Raw genomic sequence first — 17,788 nt, forward strand, 5'->3', positions numbered from 1 at the left:
CAACCTCTCTATTATTACGATAATACAGCTTTAATTTTTTGGAATGCCCACTCTAAATCTTCTTCAGAGATTACTAGAGGTGGTGCGATACGAATTACATTTTCGTGTGTTTCTTTACATAACAGTCCAGCTGCTTTTAGTTGTTCACAGTAAGGACGAGCTGGTTCGTTTAATTCGATACCGATAAATAAACCTTTACCGCGAACTTCAGTGATCATTGGGTTATCAATCTCTTTTAATTGTCCAACTAATTTTTCACCTAATTGAAGAGAACGCTCTGTTAATTTTTCTTCTTCTAACACTTCAAGAGCTGCGATAGAAACAGCACATGCAAGTGGGTTACCACCGAATGTAGAACCGTGAGAACCTGGCTCGAATACACCTAAAATGTCGCGGTTTGCTGCTACGCAAGAGATTGGGAATACGCCGCCGCCAAGTGCTTTACCAAGTATGTACATGTCAGGAGTTACACCATCCCAGTCACAAGCAAATACTTTACCAGTACGGCCTAAGCCAGTTTGGATTTCATCTGCTACAAATAAAACGTTTTCTTTTTTACATACTTCAAGAGCTTCTTTTAAGAAACCAGCTGGTGGGATGTTAATCCCTGCTTCACCTTGGATGGGCTCTAAAATGAATGCAGCTGTGTTTGGTGTAATAGCAGCTTTTAATGCTTCTAAATCACCGTAAGGAATTACAACGATACCAGGAAGCATTGGACCGAATCCACGCTTGTACTCTTCGTTTGAAGACATAGAAACAGCACCCATCGTACGTCCGTGGAAGTTATCTTCACAAACGATAATTTCAGCACGGTTTGCTTCTACCTTCTTCACATCATAAGCCCATCGGCGAGCTGTTTTAATTGCAGTTTCAACAGCTTCTGCACCTGTATTCATTGGAAGTACCATTTCTTTATTAGTTAGTTTCGCAACTTTTTCGTACCAAGGACCTAATTGATCGCTATGGAAAGCACGAGAAGTTAACGTAACACGATTAGCTTGGTCAATTAAAGCGTTAATAATTTTTGGGTGACGATGACCTTGGTTTACTGCAGAATATGCACTTAATAAGTCCATATAGCGGTTTCCTTCAGGATCTTCTACCCAAACGCCTTCTGCTTTAGAAATAACGATTGGAAGTGGGTGATAGTTATTTGCCCCGTATGTGTCTGTAAGTTCGATAATATCCTTAGTTTGAATCATGATTGTTCCCCCTTTTGTTATTACAAGAAGTTTGTAAATACTCTAAATATTATATCATTTAAATGTAAAAAAGCGAAACATTTCCTGAAAATAAATGAACATGTTATCATATAGAGTGAAAAAGTGTGAAAAGAGGAGGTAAGGGATACGATGGTACATATGCATATTACAGCATGGGCGTTAGGTTTAATTTTATTTTTCGTTGCGTATTCACTTTATTCAGCAGGAAGAAAAGGGAAAGGTGTACATATGGGGCTTCGCCTAATGTATATCTTAATTATTGTGTCAGGCTTCATGTTGTACATGAGTATTGTGAAGACAGCAACAGGTAGCATGCACATGTGGTACGGCATGAAAATGTTAGCTGGTATTTTAGTTATCGGCGGAATGGAAATGGTTCTTGTAAAAATGAGCAAAAACAAACCAACAGGGGCGGTTTGGGGCTTATTTATTGTTTCGCTTGTCGCGGTAATTTATCTTGGATTGAAATTACCAATTAACTGGTACGTGTTCAAATAAAAATAAAACCACCTTATAATCTCAAAAACTTGGGAGATAAGGTGGTTTTTTATTTTATGTCGCATCAATATGAAACTCTTCTCCGTTTACTTTCGTAAAACGAAACATATTTTTATTTGACGCAGCGTGACGAACAAAATGGTGCTGCAATGTACAAATCATCTCTTCGTTATCAAACAAAAGAATATTTACTCCTTCGCATGCTTCTTCTTTCGGCAAGAAAGATAAATAATTATGACAATACATGCAATCATATAAAGAGTAATGAAGTGATTGCAATGCCTCTGTTAATAAGGCAAAGACAGAGTCAGGTAACTCCTCAAGCCATTCCGTATAACTAAGAAGTAATTTTTTTCGAATTCGTATCATTTCCCCGTTTTGCAGGTGGTGCTGTTCGTTGGCGATTTGTAATATATCTTGTTCATAGAAACGAGCTGGTAGCCAGTTGTTGTTATATAAAATTTCAAAGCCATCACCGGCAATATCTTCTAATAAAAATGCTTCCTCATTTTCATCATCAAAGAATACCCATTCATTGTTTATATATTCTACATTACCGACTGTATGAGCGCGGGGCTGGTTATATAAAATATGTTTACGTTGTATCATACACGATTTCTCCTTTATGAAAAGTAGTTATTTCTGTTATAGACAGTTCGTGCATTCTTTATAACTAGACACATCCGGACATAGGCGGGCATACAATAAAACACGTTTTACTGAGTGAAAATGCTATTCCATATGTGGATAGTAGGTTATCGTCAAGTTTGTCATTTTTTTTGATCCGCACTTTTAGAGTGGGGTTACTGTACGTTCAAGAAAAGAAATAAGATGGAAGGATGATTTATATGTGCGGGATTACAGGATGGGTGGATTATAAACGCTCATTAGAAGGAGAACGGGACATCGTTACGAAGATGGCTGAGACGTTAGCGAAGCGTGGCCCAGATGATAATAAAGTTTGGATTAAAGGCAATGTCGCATTTGGGCATAAACGGTTAATCGTTGTTGATCCTGAAGGTGGTAAACAGCCGATGACTTGTTTAAAAGATGAAGCAAATTATGCAATTTGCTATAACGGCGAACTTTATAACACGGAAGATATTCGAAAGGAACTATTAAGAAGAGGATATACGTTCAAAGGTCACTCTGATACGGAAGTATTGTTAGCTTCTTATATCGAATGGAAAGAAGAATGTGTCGATCATTTAAACGGTATATATGCGTTTGCTGTATGGGATGAACAGAAAGAACAAGTGTTTATTGCGCGTGATCGATTAGGGGTAAAACCACTATTTTATAAATATGACAGTGGGCGATTACTATTTGGTTCAGAGTTAAAAGCGATATTGGTGCATCCAGATGTGAAGGCGGAAGTGACGTTAGAAGGATTATCTGAAATATTCGGCCTTGGACCATCTAGAACGCCTGGTCACGGTATATATGCTGGTATAAAAGAATTACGTCCAGGTCATGCGATGACATTTTCAAAGAACGGTTTATGCATATGGAGATATTGGAATGTAGAAAGTAAAAAGCATGAAGATTCCTTTGAAGAAACAGTAGAAAAAACACGCTTTTTATTACAAGATTCGATTACAAGGCAGCTCGTTTCTGATGTACCATTATGCACTTTTTTATCAGGCGGTGTAGATTCAAGCGCTATAACAGCAATTGCTGCGAAAGAATACGAAAGATTGGGAAAAGGTCAATTACACACGTATTCGGTTGATTACGAAGATAATGACAAATACTTTAAAGCAAATGCGTTTCAGCCAAATTCAGATGCACCATTTATTCATTTGATGACGGAGACGTTTCAAACGATCCATCATCGCTGCGTCATTTCAAATGAACAATTAGCGCAGTATTTAACAGAAGCAGTACTCGTTCGTGATTTGCCTGGTATGGCAGATATCGATTCGTCATTATTATGGTTTTGCCGCGAAATTAAACAAGATTTTGTCGTCGGTTTATCTGGGGAATGTGCAGATGAAATATTTGGTGGTTATCCGTGGTTTTATAGAGAAGATGATTTACAATCGAGCGCATTTCCGTGGATGCGTTCTACAGAAGCGCGTGAACAATTGCTAAAGAAAGAATGGAGAAATAAATTAAATTTACAACAATATGTACAGCGGCGCTATGAAGAGTCCATTCAAGAAGTTCCTATTTTAGAGGGAGAAAGCCCAGTTGAAGCAAAGAGACGACAATTATTTTATTTAAATATGGTATGGTTTATGACAACATTATTAGACAGAAAAGACCGTATGAGTATGGGGGCGAGCTTAGAAGTACGCGTTCCATTTGCAGATCATCGTCTTGTCGAATATGCGTGGAATATTCCTTGGGAAATGAAAATGTATAAAAACCGCGAAAAAGGTCTATTGCGTAAAGCGTTAGAAGGGTTACTTCCAAATGAGATATTATATAGAAAGAAGAGCCCGTATCCAAAAACACATAATCCGCACTATACGAAAGCAGTAACAGTATGGATACAAGATTTATTAACAGATAAAGGCTCGATTTTACACGAGCTATTTGATAAAGAACAGCTGAGTGGATTAATTGAGTCAGGCGGCAGTGCATTCCAAACGCCATGGTATGGTCAATTAATGACTGGGCCACAACTTTTAGCTCATTTAGCACAAATTCACGTTTGGTTTAAAGAATATGGAGTAAATATTAAAGAATAGGAGAAAAGCGACTTACTTTATAAGTAAGTCGCTTTTTATTAAATAAATTGTCATATAAAATTCAAAATCATATTAGAAAAAATACTTATTTAGAATAATTATCTTTACGGACTTATTATTAGTTGTTATAATTGGAAACAAATGTTCTTGAAAAAGATTCTCATTTATCCCGCTTTAATGGGCAGTAAGACCCCCACCTCAAAATTCAGCGAAAGAAAAGAATTTAGGTGGGGGATCAACTGCCCATAAAAGTCCGATTGGTTCAACTAATAATCAGTGGGGGATGAAGAACATCCCCACTGATTAAAGTTTCACTTTATAAAATTGAGGTGTTATATAGATGAAAAAGAAAAAAATGGGTTTACTCGTAATGGCGTATGGAACGCCGGATTCATTAGATGAAGTAGAGGCATATTATACACATATTCGTCATGGGCGTAAGCCATCCGAAGAAGCGCTCCAAGATTTAATTGGGCGCTATAAAGCAATTGGCGGAATTTCACCGCTTGCAAAAATTACGAAAGAGCAAGCGCATAAATTAACAGACTCAATGAATAATATGTTTACAGAGTATGAATTTAATTGTTACTTAGGCTTAAAACATACTGCTCCGTTTATAGAAGATGCAGTAGAAGAGATGAAGTGCGATGGAATTGAGCAAGCGATTAGTATCGTATTAGCGCCGCATTATTCTACCTTTAGCATTAAGGCATATAACGAGCGTGCAATTCGTCTTTCGGAGGAAATAGGTGGTCCTGTTATTGAACCAATTAAACAATGGTATGATGAACCGAAATTTATTTCGTATTGGGCAGATCAAATAAAAGAAACATTTACAAAAATTGAAGATAAAGAGAAAGCGGTCGTAATTTTTTCAGCGCATAGTTTACCAGAAAAAATTATTGCAGTAGGTGATCCTTATGTGGAGCAATTGCAGCATACAGCGGATTTAATCGCAGCAGCTGCAAACATCCAAAACTATACAATTGGTTGGCAAAGTGCCGGAAATACACCTGATCCATGGATTGGACCGGATGTGCAAGATTTAACGAGAGATTTATTTGAAGAGCATAGATATAAATCTTTCATATATTGCCCAGTTGGTTTTGTGGCAGAGCATTTAGAAGTTTTATATGACAACGATTACGAGTGTAAAGTTGTGACGGATGAATTAAATGCTGCGTATTTTAGACCAAATATGCCGAATGCACAATCTACATTTATTGAATGTTTAGCTACAATTGTTTCCAGAAAAATGAAAGAAATAGTTGACAAAGAACTAATTTTGAATAATAATTAATTTATAATAATTTTAAATAAATAATAATTACTATGAAAGAAAGAGGAGGATCCCCCTAGATGAATCCAAATAATCGCTTAACAACAAACCAAGGTGCTCCGGTCGGAGATAACCAAAATTCTCGTACAGCTGGTCGCCGTGGACCAGTATTATTAGAAGACTATCATTTAGTAGAAAAACTAGCTCACTTTGATCGTGAACGTATTCCAGAGCGTGTTGTGCATGCACGTGGTGCAGGTGCTCACGGTGTATTCGTAACGAAAAACAGCATGAAGAAATATACGAAAGCAGCATTTTTACAAAATGAAGGAACTGAAACACCTGTGTTTGTTCGTTTTTCAACGGTTATTCATGGTCAAGGTTCTCCTGAAACAGCACGTGATCCACGCGGTTTCGCTGTTAAATTTTATACAGAAGAAGGAAATTACGATATTGTAGGTAACCATTTACCAGTCTTCTTCATTCGTGATGCAATTAAATTCCCTGATATGGTGCATTCTTTAAAACCAGCACCTGATACAAATATTCAAACACCAGATCGTTACTGGGATTTCATGACGTTAAGTCCAGAATCTACACATATGATGACATGGGTATTTTCTGATTACGGTACACCAGCAAGCTATCGTGAAATGGAAGGTTTCGGTGTACATTCATTCAAATGGATTAATGCAGAAGGTAAAATCGTCTACATTAAATATCACTGGAAACCACAGCAAGGTGTACGTAACTTAAGTGCAAAAGAAGTGCAAGAAGTACAAGGAAAAGACTTCAACCATGCAACTCGTGACTTATTCGATGCAATCGAAAAAGGAAATTATCCGAAGTGGGATTTACACGTACAAGTGATGCAACTAGAAGAAACGGATTCTTTAGATTTTGATCCGTTAGATCCAACGAAAGTTTGGCCAGAAGATCGTTTTCCATTAATAGAAGTAGGGACAATGACGTTAAATCGTAACCCGAAAAACTTCTTTGCTGAAGTAGAACAAGTGGCGTTCTCTCCAAGTGCAACTGTAAATGGTATTGAACCATCTGAAGATAAATTATTACAAGGTCGTTTATTCTCTTATCCAGATACACAGCGTTACCGCCTTGGTGCAAACTACTTACAAATTCCTGTAAACTGCCCATACGCAGCTGTTCATAACCAACAACGTGATGGTGCGATGCAAGTGGGTCAAAACCCATCTACAATTAACTACGAACCGAGCCGTCATGCTGAAAATCCAGTTGAAGACCCAGCTTACCGAGATTCAACTATGAAAGTAGAAGGCTACGTATCTCGTGAAAAAATTGACAAACCAAATGATTTCAAACAAGCAGGTGAGCGTTACCGTTCATTCTCTAAAGAAGAGCAAGACAACTTAATTGCAAACTTAACAAATGACTTAAAAGACGTAAATGAACGTACGAAATTACTAGCTGTATGTAACTTCTTCCGTGCAGATCAAGAGTACGGTATGCGTTTAGCACAAGCATTAAACGTTGATATTACGCAATATGTAGGAAATGCTCCGAAATAAATTGGAAAAGACGACTGTTATGAAACGGTCGTCTTTTTTTGTTTATGTAAAGTTACGCGCGGGTATTCTTCAGTTTCGTTATGTCGGAATTTGTTGGTAAATCGATATATCGTGTCGAAACGTCGATATATTGAAATAATCGCTGATATATTTGAAAAATCGTCGATATATCCGAAGAATCGCTGATATATCAGCTAGAATACTAGGTGGGGTATACGATGCCGACAACTACAATAAAAAGAGATGCAATCTACTATCAATAGATTGCATCTCTTTTTTTAGTTCACTCGCTCAGTATACTCATAAGCTTTCTCCCCATGCATTGAAATATCAAGTCCCATATGTTCCTCGTGCTCATCTACCCGGACAGGGAGGAAGAAGTTAATTGCTTTAATAATCGCGTACGTCATTATAATTGTGAATGCATATGTTGCGCCGATTGCTACAAGTTGTTTCAATAGTAACGCGGCGTTTCCGTAAAATAATCCGTTAGCGCCATCGCCGTTTACTGCAGTAGTTGCAAATAGTCCTGTCGCAATACCGCCCCAAGTTCCGCCGATGCCGTGACATCCGAATGCATCGAGTGTATCGTCGTATCCGAATTTTGTTTTTAAGAAAAAGACTGCTCCGAAGCATAATACGCCGCCAATTGCTCCGATAAGAAGAGCTGAGAAAGGTGTAACGAACCCGCAAGCTGGTGTAATAGCGACTAAACCGGAAACAACGCCGCAAGCAGCTCCCATCGCGGTCGGTTTTGATTGGAAGAACCACTCTGAAAGCATCCAAGTTAATGCGGAGGCAGCGGCAGCTATATTTGTATTAATAAATGCAGTTAAAGCTACATCATTTAAAGATAATGCGCTTCCGACGTTAAAACCGAACCAGCCGAACCATAGTAGCCCAGCGCCTAACATCGTAAATGGTAAATGATGAGGAGACGAACCGTTTATGTTTTTGCGTTTTCCAAGGAAAATAGCTAATACAAGGCCAGCCACGCCAGATGTAATATGAACGACATTACCGCCAGCGAAGTCTAAGGCGCCAAGTTCTCTTAGCCATCCGCCAACGCCCCATACCCAATGAGCGACAGGATTGTAAACGATTGTTGTCCATAGAAGGATGAAAATAAGGAAAGCTGAAAATCGCATTCTTTCGGCAAATGCTCCTGAAATTAAAGCGGGAGTTAAAATAGCGAACATAAGTTGAAACATCATAAATAAATTGTGAGGAATAGTAGATGAGTAGTCTGGATTTGGTGCGTAGCTAACTCCGTTTAAACCGAACCAATCGAATGTGCCGATAAGTCCGTGCCAATCTGGTCCGAATGATAAAGAATAACCAATTACAATCCATTGAATCGAAACGATAGCCATTGCGCTATAACTATGCATTGTCGTACTGAGTACGTTTTTACTGCGAACCATACCTCCATAAAAAAGTGCTAATCCTGGTGTCATTAACATGACCATTACTGTCGTTACAAACATAAAAACTGTATCTCCTGTATTCATTCTCTCTCCTCCTATAATGTTAGAAAAAATAACATCAATTTGTTATGTTTCATATCATATTCGAAATAAAAAGAAAAATCAACTAAAAATTCAGAAAATTTTATATGTAATGTTAGAAAACCTAACATGTATTAATTTGATAAGAATGAAATCAACGTATGCGATTCGTTTGGATAATTGGTATAATATTCTTACAATTAAAATACATGGGGGATGCGTGTGGGGAAAATACATACTAGGAAACTATTCATTTGTTTTTGTTTAGCTGTCGTTTTGTTTGTACCAATACATACATTTGCAGACGAAAAAAGAGAGTGGCGAGACGAAGTTATATATTCCATTATGATTGATCGTTTTAATAATGGGGAACCGAAAAATGACAAACAGTTAGAAGTTGACAATTTAGAAGGATATCAGGGCGGAGATATAAGAGGTATTATAAAAAGACTGGATTACATAAAAAAAATGGGATTTACTACTGTTATGCTTTCGCCGCTTTTTGAAAGTGTAAAATACGATGGGTTAGACGTGCGCAAATTTCAGAAGGTAAATGAACATTTCGGAACAGAAAATGATGTGAAAGAACTTGTGCAAGAAGCTCATGCAAAAGGAATGAAAGTTGTATTTCAATTTCCGCTTGGAGAAAACGAACAACAAGTAATCGACTCGATGAAATGGTGGATCAAAGAAGTTGATTTAGATGCAAGTTATGTAATACATAGTGAAAAAAAGTCGCCTGCTTTTTGGGATGATGTGCAAAAAGATATGCAAGTGATAAAGAAAGATTTTCGAGTTATGACAAAAGAAGATAGTGAATACAACGAAAAAATAGTAGATGCGTTTTCCAAAGCGGACGTATCGGTGAAACCTTTATATGATGTAAGTAAAAAAGACGGAGCAGCCGCTACATTTTTAGATAATCAAGATACAAAAAGATTTGCTCGTATTGCAAAAGAGAATATGAATTATCCACCATCTCGTTTGAAGCTGGCTCTTACATATTTATTAACAACACCAGGTATTCCGAATTTTTATTACGGAACTGAAATTGCATTGGATGGAGGAGGTACGCCAGATAATAGACGATTAATGGACTTCAAATCAGATGAAAAGTTTATGCAACACATAACGAAACTCGGTGAGCTTAGACAAGCGAGGCCATCTTTACGCCGCGGTACGTTTGAGCTTCTATACGATAAAGATGGAATGAGTGTACTAAAGAGAAAGTATAAAGATGAAGTGACAGTAGTAGCGATTAATAATACGAAAGAAACACAAAAAGTTGCTTTACCTGCAAGTGCGATTGGTGAAAAACAAGAGCTAAGGGGATTGTTAGAAGATGAAATTATAAGAGAAGAAAACGGAAAATTTTATCTCGTTTTAAAGCGTGAGGAATCGAATGTGTATAAAGTTAACGGGGAAACAGGTGTGAATTGGCTATTTATTTCTTTAATCGTCGGTGTGAACGTATTGTTTATTGCTTTTTTAATTGTGGTTAAAAAGAGGCGGAAATAAGGGGATATTCTCTTTTGTGTTCAATTAAAAGTGCGTGATGAGGTGAGATGTTTAAGTCTTCTTATCGTATTCGTAATTCTGTATTTTGGGGATAACAGTGACGATGGGAAATTTGTTTGGTGGGACAGGCTAAGGAGAAAACTTTCTCTCTAGTCTGTTTTTCTTTGAAGTAAGACTCTCACCTCGAAATGCAACTGAACAAAGAGGTAAAAAAATCGATAGAAGCAACAATAATTGAAAATATACTAATTTTACATTACATTAAAGGGTAAAAAGTATTTTGTTACTCATTGAGGGCTATATTTGAGGAGGAAAAATGGAATTTTACGATTTGGGTATTACCATTAAAGAACTTAGAATGAAAAAGAATATATCACAATCTGAATTGTGTCATGGAATATGTTCGCAAAGTCAAATTAGCAAAATAGAAAAAGGTATGATTTATCCATCTAGCGTATTGTTATATCAATTATCTGAAAGACTTGGTATTGATCCAAATCATATTTTCGCACTAACTCAAAACAAAAAACTAAAATATGTAGAAAATGTAAAATGTGTAATGAGAGATTGTACAAAACAAAAACAATATAATGAACTTTATGAAATAGTGAAACAAGAGAAAACCGAAAATAATTTCCAGTTAAAAGAAGATAAACAATTTCTAATATGGCATGAAGCGATTGCTATATTTTATGTGAATAAATCAATAAAAACTGCTTTAAATCTTTTAAATAATGCACTAAAACTAACTGTAACGAATGGTGATTTTTTATCGGAAAGAGAAATAGATATTATGCAGTCGATGGCTATATTTCATTGGGCAAATAAAGAATATGAAAAGAGTATTACTATATTAAGAAGATGTTTAACTAATTTTAATAAGTTAGATTTCCCTAGAGATAAAGAGGTTAAATTAAAAATCATTTTTAATTTAGGGAAAATGTTAGGTCATGCAAATCAACATGAAGAGGCAATAAAATACAATGATATGGGTATTAAATTAGCTATTAATCTAAATACTTTATATTTATTAGGCGAATTATACTATGGGAAAGCTTGGAACATGCTAAAGCTGAAACAATGTAATGAAGAAGATGTAGCTGATAATATGAAAAAAGCATTATTTATCTTTGAACTAACAGAAAAAGAAGATCTGATAAAAATAGTTAAAGAAAAATATTTTGAACAACAAAATAAAAAAATCACTCATAATTTCTGATGAACATCTTATTATTCTCTATAAAAAAAGCACCTTATGGTGTCTTTTTTATGACTTATATCATCGATTATTACAGTTCGTAGGTTTCTTATACCAAGCTTTGTTGATGTATTTACAATTCGCAGGTGTTGAAGTTTTAGATGTATCCCCAGGTGTAGTTATATTATTAGAACACCCTGCAATATATAGACAGAATGTAGTTAATAAAAAACATAGTATTAATTTCTTCAAATAACCACTTCTAACTCTTTTTAATTAACATTTTTCATAAAATAAATTCCTTACTAATTTTACATTACAGGAAAGGGTGGAAAATATTCATATACTCATAATTTGTTACATTTGATTGGGGAAGGAGGTTTTTGTTCCGATTTTTAAAAGGGTCTTCTTCATTTATGCATAAAATTTATCCGATTGCCCGTAAGCTTAGACTTTTACCCGCTAAAAAGAAAAACATCCTCTACATAGAGGATGTTTTTCTTTTTAGCGGTAGTTAATAAATTGTACGTCAATCGGTAAGTCAGCGCTACGAACTGCTGCGATAACTGCTTGTAAGTCATCACGGCTTTTCGCTGTAACACGTACTTGATCATCTTGTACTTGTGTTTTTACTTTTAATTTCATTTCTTTAATGATATTGTTAATTTTTTTTGCGTTATCTTTATCGATACCTTGTTGAAGTGTTGCGCGTTGGCGAACAGTGTTACCAGCCGCCGCTTCAACTTTTCCGTAATCTAAGTTCTTAATTGGAACGTTACGTTTTACGAGTTTAGAAATAAGAACGTCTTTTACTTGCTCTAATTTGAACTCATCGTCAGAAGTTAAAACAAGTACTTCTTTCTCAAGTTTAATATCACTTTTACTTCCTTTAAAGTCATATCGGTTTTGGATTTCTTTTAATGCAGTGTTAATTGCGTTTGTTACTTCAGGTAATTCTACTTTCGAAACGATGTCAAAAGAACTATCTTTTGCCATAGTTAGCACCTCCAAATAAATTTCTACTCTTTTTATGTACTGTACATACTAAAGTATAGCTGAAAACGAGCTTAGACTTAAGTGTTTTCATACTTATAATGATGTAACCTCATTTTATTATAGTGAATTTTGGGCAGTTGGACAAATAAAGAGAAAATCGTGTTATAATTAACTTTTGTTTGGAATGATAAAAATATAAAAAGTTAAAAAGTTCATTTTATATATATAGAAGGGAATTAAAAAAATATGTATTTACAAATAGGATCGATTGAACAGGTAACTGTTTTACGCGAAACGGAAATCGGATATATGGTTGGGAATGAAGAAGAAGAAATTTTCTTACATAAAAATGAAGTAGCTGGAGAAATTGAAGAAGGCGATACGATTGACGTATTCTTATACCTTGATCACCAAAATCGTATTTCAGCAACAATGAAGGAGCCAATTATTACAACGTATGATTGGAACTGGGTAAAGGTTGTAGAAGTTATTCCGAGTTTAGGTGTGTTTGTTGATATTGGTGTATCAAAAGATATACTAATTCCAGCTGATGAATTCCCAATTTATATGCCAGTATGGCCAGAAGTTGGAGACGAATTATATTGTACGTTAAAATTAACAAATCGTGATCGTTTAATTGCTCTTCCAGCAAGAGATAGTGATATGCAAGAAATCGTTGTAGATGCGACACCATCTATGCGTAATAAAAACGTAAACGGACGTGTGTATCGTTCACTTCAAGTTGGTTCGTTCGTATTAACAGATGAGCATTTCCGTGCATTTTTACATCATACAGAAAGAAAAGAGCAAGTTCGCATCGGTCAACGTGTAACGGGACGAATTATTGATGTAAAAGATGACGGTACAATTAACATCTCCCTTCTTCCTCGTAAAGAAGAAGGAATGGAAGATGATGCTGCAGTGATTTATGCATATATGGAAGAACGAGGCGGAGCAATGCCGTTTTGGGATAAGAGCTATCCAGAAGACATTAAAGAACGTTTCAATATGAGTAAAGCTGCATTTAAGCGTGCACTTGGTAAGTTGATGAAAGAAGAAAAGGTTTACCAAGAAGAAGGTTGGACGTACTTTAAGAAATAAAGGAAATAAAAAGCACCACCTTATATTTTACCTATAAGGTGGTGCTTTTTTAATTCCCTTGCTCATGTACAAGAGTAAACGTATCTTTTAACTCACTATCATTTATTTTAATATTTGCTTTTTTCAATTCATCTTGCAATAGTTTTTTGCCGAATATAGGGTCAGAGATACGTTCTTCTTCTAAGTTTTTGCGAATAGAGTCTTTCACTTCATCATAGGGTTTTAATTCTTTTTTATCAGTTAATTTAATAATATGATAACCGTTTGGTGATGTAACGGGATTGCTAATTTGTCCGACCTTTAGTTTATAGGCAGCAGTTTCAAATTCAGGTGCCATTCTACCTGAATTGAAATATCCGAGGTCTCCGCCTTTTTCTTTTGATAGTAGGTCTTGTGATTCTTGTTTTGCTAGTTCTTCAAATGAAGCACCAGCATCTAATTTTTTCTTTATTTCTTTCGCTTCATTTTCGTCACTTACTAAAATATGGCTCGCTTTAATTTCTGGTTTATAGTGGTCTTTCACGTCTTTTTCTGTAATACTTTTCTTAATCGCTTCATTCATAGCAAGTTTGAACTTAATTTGATTTTTGAAATCAGCTTCATCTTTTAAACCATTGTTTTTCAATACGTTTTTAAATTGGTCTCCGTATTGATTTTTGGCTTTTTGTAATTCTTTATCTACATCATCGTCAGATACTTTATATTTTTTCGTGATAACGTCTTGCGCCATCATTTCGTACAGCATGTCTTTTCCGTAACGATCTTTCAACTGTTTTTCGAAGTCGCTCTTCGTAATGGTTGAGTCTGTTGCTGTAGCGACTGTATCTGAGTCGTTTTTTTGTCCACAAGCAGATAGCATTAATATACTTAGTAGTGCAGTAATAATGAAAATGTGTTTTCCTCTCATGCTAACACCTCATCCGAATATGTTATCGCTATTGTAGAATATAGAAGTGAACATGAAGTGAATTTTTAATGTTTTTTCCCTGTAAACTGTAAAAAAAGTACACCAACAATATTGTTGGTGTACGATGGAATCAAAGGTGATCGGTCTTTTTAGAATAGGCACGCTTACCTTGCTCTATATTCTTTTGTTCTTGCTCATTTTTTTGCGCGCGTTTTGCATTATTATCGCGTGCTTTTTTGTCGTTATCACTCGTATGTGGCATATGTATCAACTCCATTTCTAAACGTTGTACGTTTATCATTTCCTTTTTCGTAAAGACTATGTATAGCAGTGTATTCATGAATAATGAAGGTGGATTGGAAATGGATTTGAAGTTGAATTATACCGAACTTATAAAGAAGTTAATCGTTGTAATCATCGCAGGTTTGTTAAACGCGATTGGAATGAATTTATTTTTAACACCAGCGAAAGTGTACGCGAGTGGCTTTGCTGGATTGTCTCAATTGTTATCGCAAATATTAGGTGATTTTTTATCCATTCATATATCAACAGGAGTATTGTTTAGTTTGTTTAATATTCCTGTCGTTATTTTAGCGTGGAAAAAGGTTGGAAAGGCTTTTACTTTCTTTAGTTTTCTTTGCGTTATCTTTATGACTTTATTTTTAGAAATTATCCCAGTTCGGGCTGTTTCGAACGATATCATATTAAATGCGATTTTTGGCGGGCTTATTTCAGCAATCGGGGTAGGGATTGCGTTGAAGTGGGGGGCTTCTACAGGTGGTTTAGATATAATCGCCATGATTTTATCAAAGATTAAAGACAAGCCTGTCGGTACGTATTTTTTCTTCTTTAATGCACTGATTATTATCGCCGCTGGTTATGTGTATGGATGGGAAAAAGCATTATATACTTTAGTGACTTTGTATGTGTCAACGCGAATCATCGATGCAATTCATACGCGTCATGTGAAGATTACGGCATTAATCGTTACGAAGAATGGGGCGGATGTACGAAAGGCGATTCACTCACGCTTAGTGAGAGGGATTACAACTATACCAGCAACTGGTGCTTATACGAATGAAAATAAGGAAATGTTAATGATTGTTATTACCCGTTACGAACTGTACGAATTGGAGAGGGTTATTAAACAAGTGGACCCAGGTGCATTTACAAACGTACTGCAAACAGTTGGGGTGTTCGGATTGTTTCGAAAAGATTAAAGAGGACCAAAGCTGGTCCTCTTTTTTAATGTGCATTCGTAATGTTTTGCAACTGCTCTTGCATTTCACGTAGCTGAACTTTTTCAGCTGTTGAAGAGTTTGCGTAAGCAGAGTGCAAAGCGTTTTTTGCTCTATATACGAGATCTTGTTGCTCGGCGCCGCTTGAACAAGATACGGCATTTGAAACAGCATCTCTAGCTTGTTGGAATAGTAAGTTCCCCATTTAGACCCCTCCAAAAGAAGAGTTACTTCTCGCTTTTTCTGCCTCAGCTAATGTACCTCTGTACGGGAATCTTGCATCATGCTTCATAACAGCATCGGCTCCTTGTTGGATAAAACGTTTTGATTTGTTCTTTTTACCCATTCGAAAAACCCCCTTTATTTAGCTGAAAACAATCGACGCGCTAACTTACGCGTCTAATGATAGTATGAGCGTTTGGCGAGAAACTATAAGCAGGGAATTTTTAGATTACAATCCAAGAACCTCTTCTAAATATAGAGCAATACCATCTTCTTCGTTCGTTAACGTCGTATAGTTTGCGAGTGATTTTAATTCAGGGATGGCATTTCCCATTGCGATGCCGTGACCAGCAAATTCAATCATTTCAAAGTCGTTATCCTCGTCACCGAAAGCGATAATTCGTTCTTGTGGAATGTTATAATGACTAGAAATTTTTTGTAATCCGACAGCTTTATTTAATCCGCTTTTTACGATTTCAATAATCGGCCAAGGTGCACCCCATTTTCTATGGTCGATTACTTCGGCATGCATATCAGTTAAATGTTGACGAATTGCAGTAGAATGCTCGTCATGTGCGTCAATTAATAAGCAAGTTGGATGATCGTTTAAAATATTTAATAAGTCTCCTGTAAAAATGTTTGGAGAACCGAATTCGAAAATATGTTTTTTATCTTCATCAATTTCACGAACATACACATCGTCCATTACTTCAGCGTATATATTTTTTACGCCAAAATCAAAGCAAGCTCGGACAATTTCTTGCGCTGTTGCTAGCTCAAGAGGAGAGTGATGTGTGCCCCACTTTGAATCAAGAGGATGATGTACGTATGCGCCATTAAAGTTTACGATTGGTGTATTTAAACCGAGTTCTTTATAGTAATCATAACTAGCGCGGAATGGACGTCCTGTTGAAATAACAACGATATGTCCTTGTTCCTTTGCTTTTGCAATTGTATGTTTCGTTCGAGTGGAAATTATTTTGTTGTCTGTTAATAAAGTGCCGTCTAAGTCTAGTGCGATTAAATGCTGTTTGTTCATAATTTCACCTCTTATAATAATTTATTTTTGTTTCGATCTGTATTTCCGTTTTAATATGCAGAAATAAGAGGTTAAGCTGGATGAGACCACCAAAGATGGAAACTTCACTATATATCCATCTTACGTCGCAAAGTGTTGCGGTGTCTACTATTTCTCGCTGGAAATTAAGAAAAGTCAACATCTTTTTAGAAAGTTCAAACAATGTTTCTTTCATTATGGACAAATTGTGAAAAGGGTTACATTGTTCGTAGGATGAGGCTTATAATGAACATGTAATCTTCTCGTATATGTTTGACTCTCCTTTGAAACTGGCCTATAGTAGGTTGGTTTCTTTTTTTTCTACAAATAGGGAAGAAATCCCTGCTTTAAGCTTGTGTCATTCATGTATATGTACAAGAATGAAATGTAGTACTTGTTTCCTAAACATGACAGACAAGCTTTCTTTTAAAATGGATATACTAATGAGGCAAAGACGTCATGGAAGGAGAATGGAAATGGGACAAAATCGTAGGTTTCGTTCTGGACAAAAAGCGCCGAATGATGGCATTTACGTAGAAATTGGTGAAACGGGAAGTATGGTGAAAGATCCGCAAATGGTAAAACTAACTGCTGGTGAAAAGTTTCCAGATAACACAAATCATAACCGTCAGTGGACGTATAAAAGAAAACCGTAACAGAAGCCGCAATCGTTATTGCGGCTTTTTTGTCGTCATAAATTATAATTTCATTTACCGTACTTTTTTAAGTAGCATAATGAATTTTCCCTTTTTCTTTTTCAAATAATAAGTTTGAAAATACATAATCAAAATTATTGT

General features: G+C 35.9%; 18 protein-coding genes. 9 read left to right on the forward strand and 9 right to left on the reverse strand.

Going from position 1 to position 17,788, the window contains the following annotated elements; all coding sequences use genetic code 11:
- Positions 1-14: 14 nt before the first annotated feature.
- Positions 15-1,205 (reverse strand): ornithine aminotransferase, encoded by a 1,191-nt coding sequence (gene rocD / locus ACTFSI_RS05980; protein WP_000616655.1) that lies wholly within the window; start codon positions 1,203-1,205, stop codon positions 15-17.
- A 150-nt stretch (positions 1,206-1,355) separates the two neighbouring features.
- Between rocD and ACTFSI_RS05985 the strand changes: the two genes are divergently transcribed.
- Positions 1,356-1,724, forward strand: a complete 369-nt coding sequence (locus ACTFSI_RS05985) for a YisL family protein (RefSeq protein WP_000233504.1) — start codon at positions 1,356-1,358, stop codon at positions 1,722-1,724.
- A gap of 54 nt (positions 1,725-1,778) precedes the next feature.
- On the opposite strand, the gene ACTFSI_RS05990 is transcribed toward ACTFSI_RS05985, so the two are convergent.
- Positions 1,779-2,333: a DUF2777 domain-containing protein gene (locus tag ACTFSI_RS05990; protein WP_139896071.1), complete on the reverse strand. Its 555-nt coding sequence runs from the start codon at positions 2,331-2,333 to the stop codon at positions 1,779-1,781.
- A gap of 239 nt (positions 2,334-2,572) precedes the next feature.
- Here ACTFSI_RS05990 and asnB point away from each other — a divergent pair, with 239 nt between their 5' ends.
- From asnB to katB, 3 genes are all read left to right on the forward strand, one after another.
- Positions 2,573-4,420, forward strand: a complete 1,848-nt coding sequence (gene asnB, locus ACTFSI_RS05995; RefSeq protein WP_197225622.1) for an asparagine synthase (glutamine-hydrolyzing) — start codon at positions 2,573-2,575, stop codon at positions 4,418-4,420.
- A gap of 340 nt (positions 4,421-4,760) precedes the next feature.
- Positions 4,761-5,720 carry a ferrochelatase gene (gene hemH, locus ACTFSI_RS06000; RefSeq protein ID WP_242262044.1) on the forward strand — a complete coding sequence of 320 codons (960 nt, stop codon included), beginning with the start codon at positions 4,761-4,763 and terminating at the stop codon, positions 5,718-5,720.
- Positions 5,721-5,779: 59 nt separating this feature from the next.
- On the forward strand, positions 5,780-7,246 hold the full coding sequence (gene katB / locus ACTFSI_RS06005; protein WP_044792704.1) for a catalase KatB: 1,467 nt from the start codon (positions 5,780-5,782) through the stop codon (positions 7,244-7,246).
- A gap of 278 nt (positions 7,247-7,524) precedes the next feature.
- Here katB and ACTFSI_RS06010 read toward each other — a convergent pair whose 3' ends face one another.
- The gene (locus ACTFSI_RS06010) at positions 7,525-8,757 is read right to left on the reverse strand and encodes an ammonium transporter (RefSeq protein WP_440045285.1); all 1,233 of its coding nucleotides are present in this window, start codon (positions 8,755-8,757) and stop codon (positions 7,525-7,527) included.
- A 213-nt stretch (positions 8,758-8,970) separates the two neighbouring features.
- Between ACTFSI_RS06010 and ACTFSI_RS06015 the strand changes: the two genes are divergently transcribed.
- Together ACTFSI_RS06015 and ACTFSI_RS06020 are read left to right on the forward strand one after the other, a co-directional pair.
- Complete coding sequence (locus ACTFSI_RS06015; protein WP_270362899.1) at positions 8,971-10,272, forward strand: alpha-amylase family glycosyl hydrolase; 1,302 nt, start codon at positions 8,971-8,973, stop codon at positions 10,270-10,272.
- Positions 10,273-10,588: 316 nt separating this feature from the next.
- Positions 10,589-11,491 carry a helix-turn-helix domain-containing protein gene (locus ACTFSI_RS06020; protein WP_000397905.1) on the forward strand — a complete coding sequence of 301 codons (903 nt, stop codon included), beginning with the start codon at positions 10,589-10,591 and terminating at the stop codon, positions 11,489-11,491.
- Between the two features lie 483 nt (positions 11,492-11,974).
- Here ACTFSI_RS06020 and ACTFSI_RS06025 read toward each other — a convergent pair whose 3' ends face one another.
- Entirely contained in the window at positions 11,975-12,466 is a 492-nt protein-coding gene (locus ACTFSI_RS06025; protein ID WP_001040153.1) for a YajQ family cyclic di-GMP-binding protein, read from the reverse strand.
- A 246-nt stretch (positions 12,467-12,712) separates the two neighbouring features.
- Here ACTFSI_RS06025 and ACTFSI_RS06030 point away from each other — a divergent pair, with 246 nt between their 5' ends.
- Positions 12,713-13,567, forward strand: coding sequence for a CvfB family protein (locus ACTFSI_RS06030; RefSeq protein ID WP_000281266.1), 855 nt, complete (start codon positions 12,713-12,715; stop codon positions 13,565-13,567).
- 49 nt (positions 13,568-13,616) lie between these two features.
- Here ACTFSI_RS06030 and prsA read toward each other — a convergent pair whose 3' ends face one another.
- The gene (prsA, locus tag ACTFSI_RS06035; protein WP_001214229.1) at positions 13,617-14,474 is read right to left on the reverse strand and encodes a peptidylprolyl isomerase PrsA; all 858 of its coding nucleotides are present in this window, start codon (positions 14,472-14,474) and stop codon (positions 13,617-13,619) included.
- Positions 14,475-14,604: 130 nt separating this feature from the next.
- Positions 14,605-14,736 (reverse strand): DUF3941 domain-containing protein, encoded by a 132-nt coding sequence (locus ACTFSI_RS06040; protein ID WP_001120845.1) that lies wholly within the window; start codon positions 14,734-14,736, stop codon positions 14,605-14,607.
- Between the two features lie 100 nt (positions 14,737-14,836).
- On the opposite strand from ACTFSI_RS06040, the gene ACTFSI_RS06045 reads away from it, so the two are divergent.
- The gene (locus tag ACTFSI_RS06045; RefSeq protein ID WP_000364442.1) at positions 14,837-15,694 is read left to right on the forward strand and encodes a YitT family protein; all 858 of its coding nucleotides are present in this window, start codon (positions 14,837-14,839) and stop codon (positions 15,692-15,694) included.
- 25 nt (positions 15,695-15,719) lie between these two features.
- On the opposite strand, the gene ACTFSI_RS06050 is transcribed toward ACTFSI_RS06045, so the two are convergent.
- The 3 genes from ACTFSI_RS06050 to ACTFSI_RS06060 all read right to left on the reverse strand — a co-directional run bounded on the left by ACTFSI_RS06050 (position 15,720) and on the right by ACTFSI_RS06060 (position 16,973).
- On the reverse strand, positions 15,720-15,917 hold the full coding sequence (locus ACTFSI_RS06050; RefSeq protein ID WP_440045286.1) for a DUF3813 domain-containing protein: 198 nt from the start codon (positions 15,915-15,917) through the stop codon (positions 15,720-15,722).
- Positions 15,918-16,058, reverse strand: a complete 141-nt coding sequence (locus tag ACTFSI_RS06055) for a hypothetical protein (RefSeq protein WP_000516816.1) — start codon at positions 16,056-16,058, stop codon at positions 15,918-15,920.
- A gap of 105 nt (positions 16,059-16,163) precedes the next feature.
- Positions 16,164-16,973 (reverse strand): Cof-type HAD-IIB family hydrolase, encoded by an 810-nt coding sequence (locus ACTFSI_RS06060; protein WP_440045287.1) that lies wholly within the window; start codon positions 16,971-16,973, stop codon positions 16,164-16,166.
- 494 nt (positions 16,974-17,467) lie between these two features.
- Between ACTFSI_RS06060 and ACTFSI_RS06065 the strand changes: the two genes are divergently transcribed.
- Positions 17,468-17,647, forward strand: a complete 180-nt coding sequence (locus ACTFSI_RS06065; protein ID WP_000531421.1) for a YjzC family protein — start codon at positions 17,468-17,470, stop codon at positions 17,645-17,647.
- The last annotated feature ends 141 nt before the right edge of the window (positions 17,648-17,788 follow it).

The sequence above is a fragment of the Bacillus cereus group sp. MYBK101-2 genome (assembly GCF_051918845.1).
Taxonomy (GTDB): domain Bacteria; phylum Bacillota; class Bacilli; order Bacillales; family Bacillaceae_G; genus Bacillus_A; species Bacillus_A paranthracis.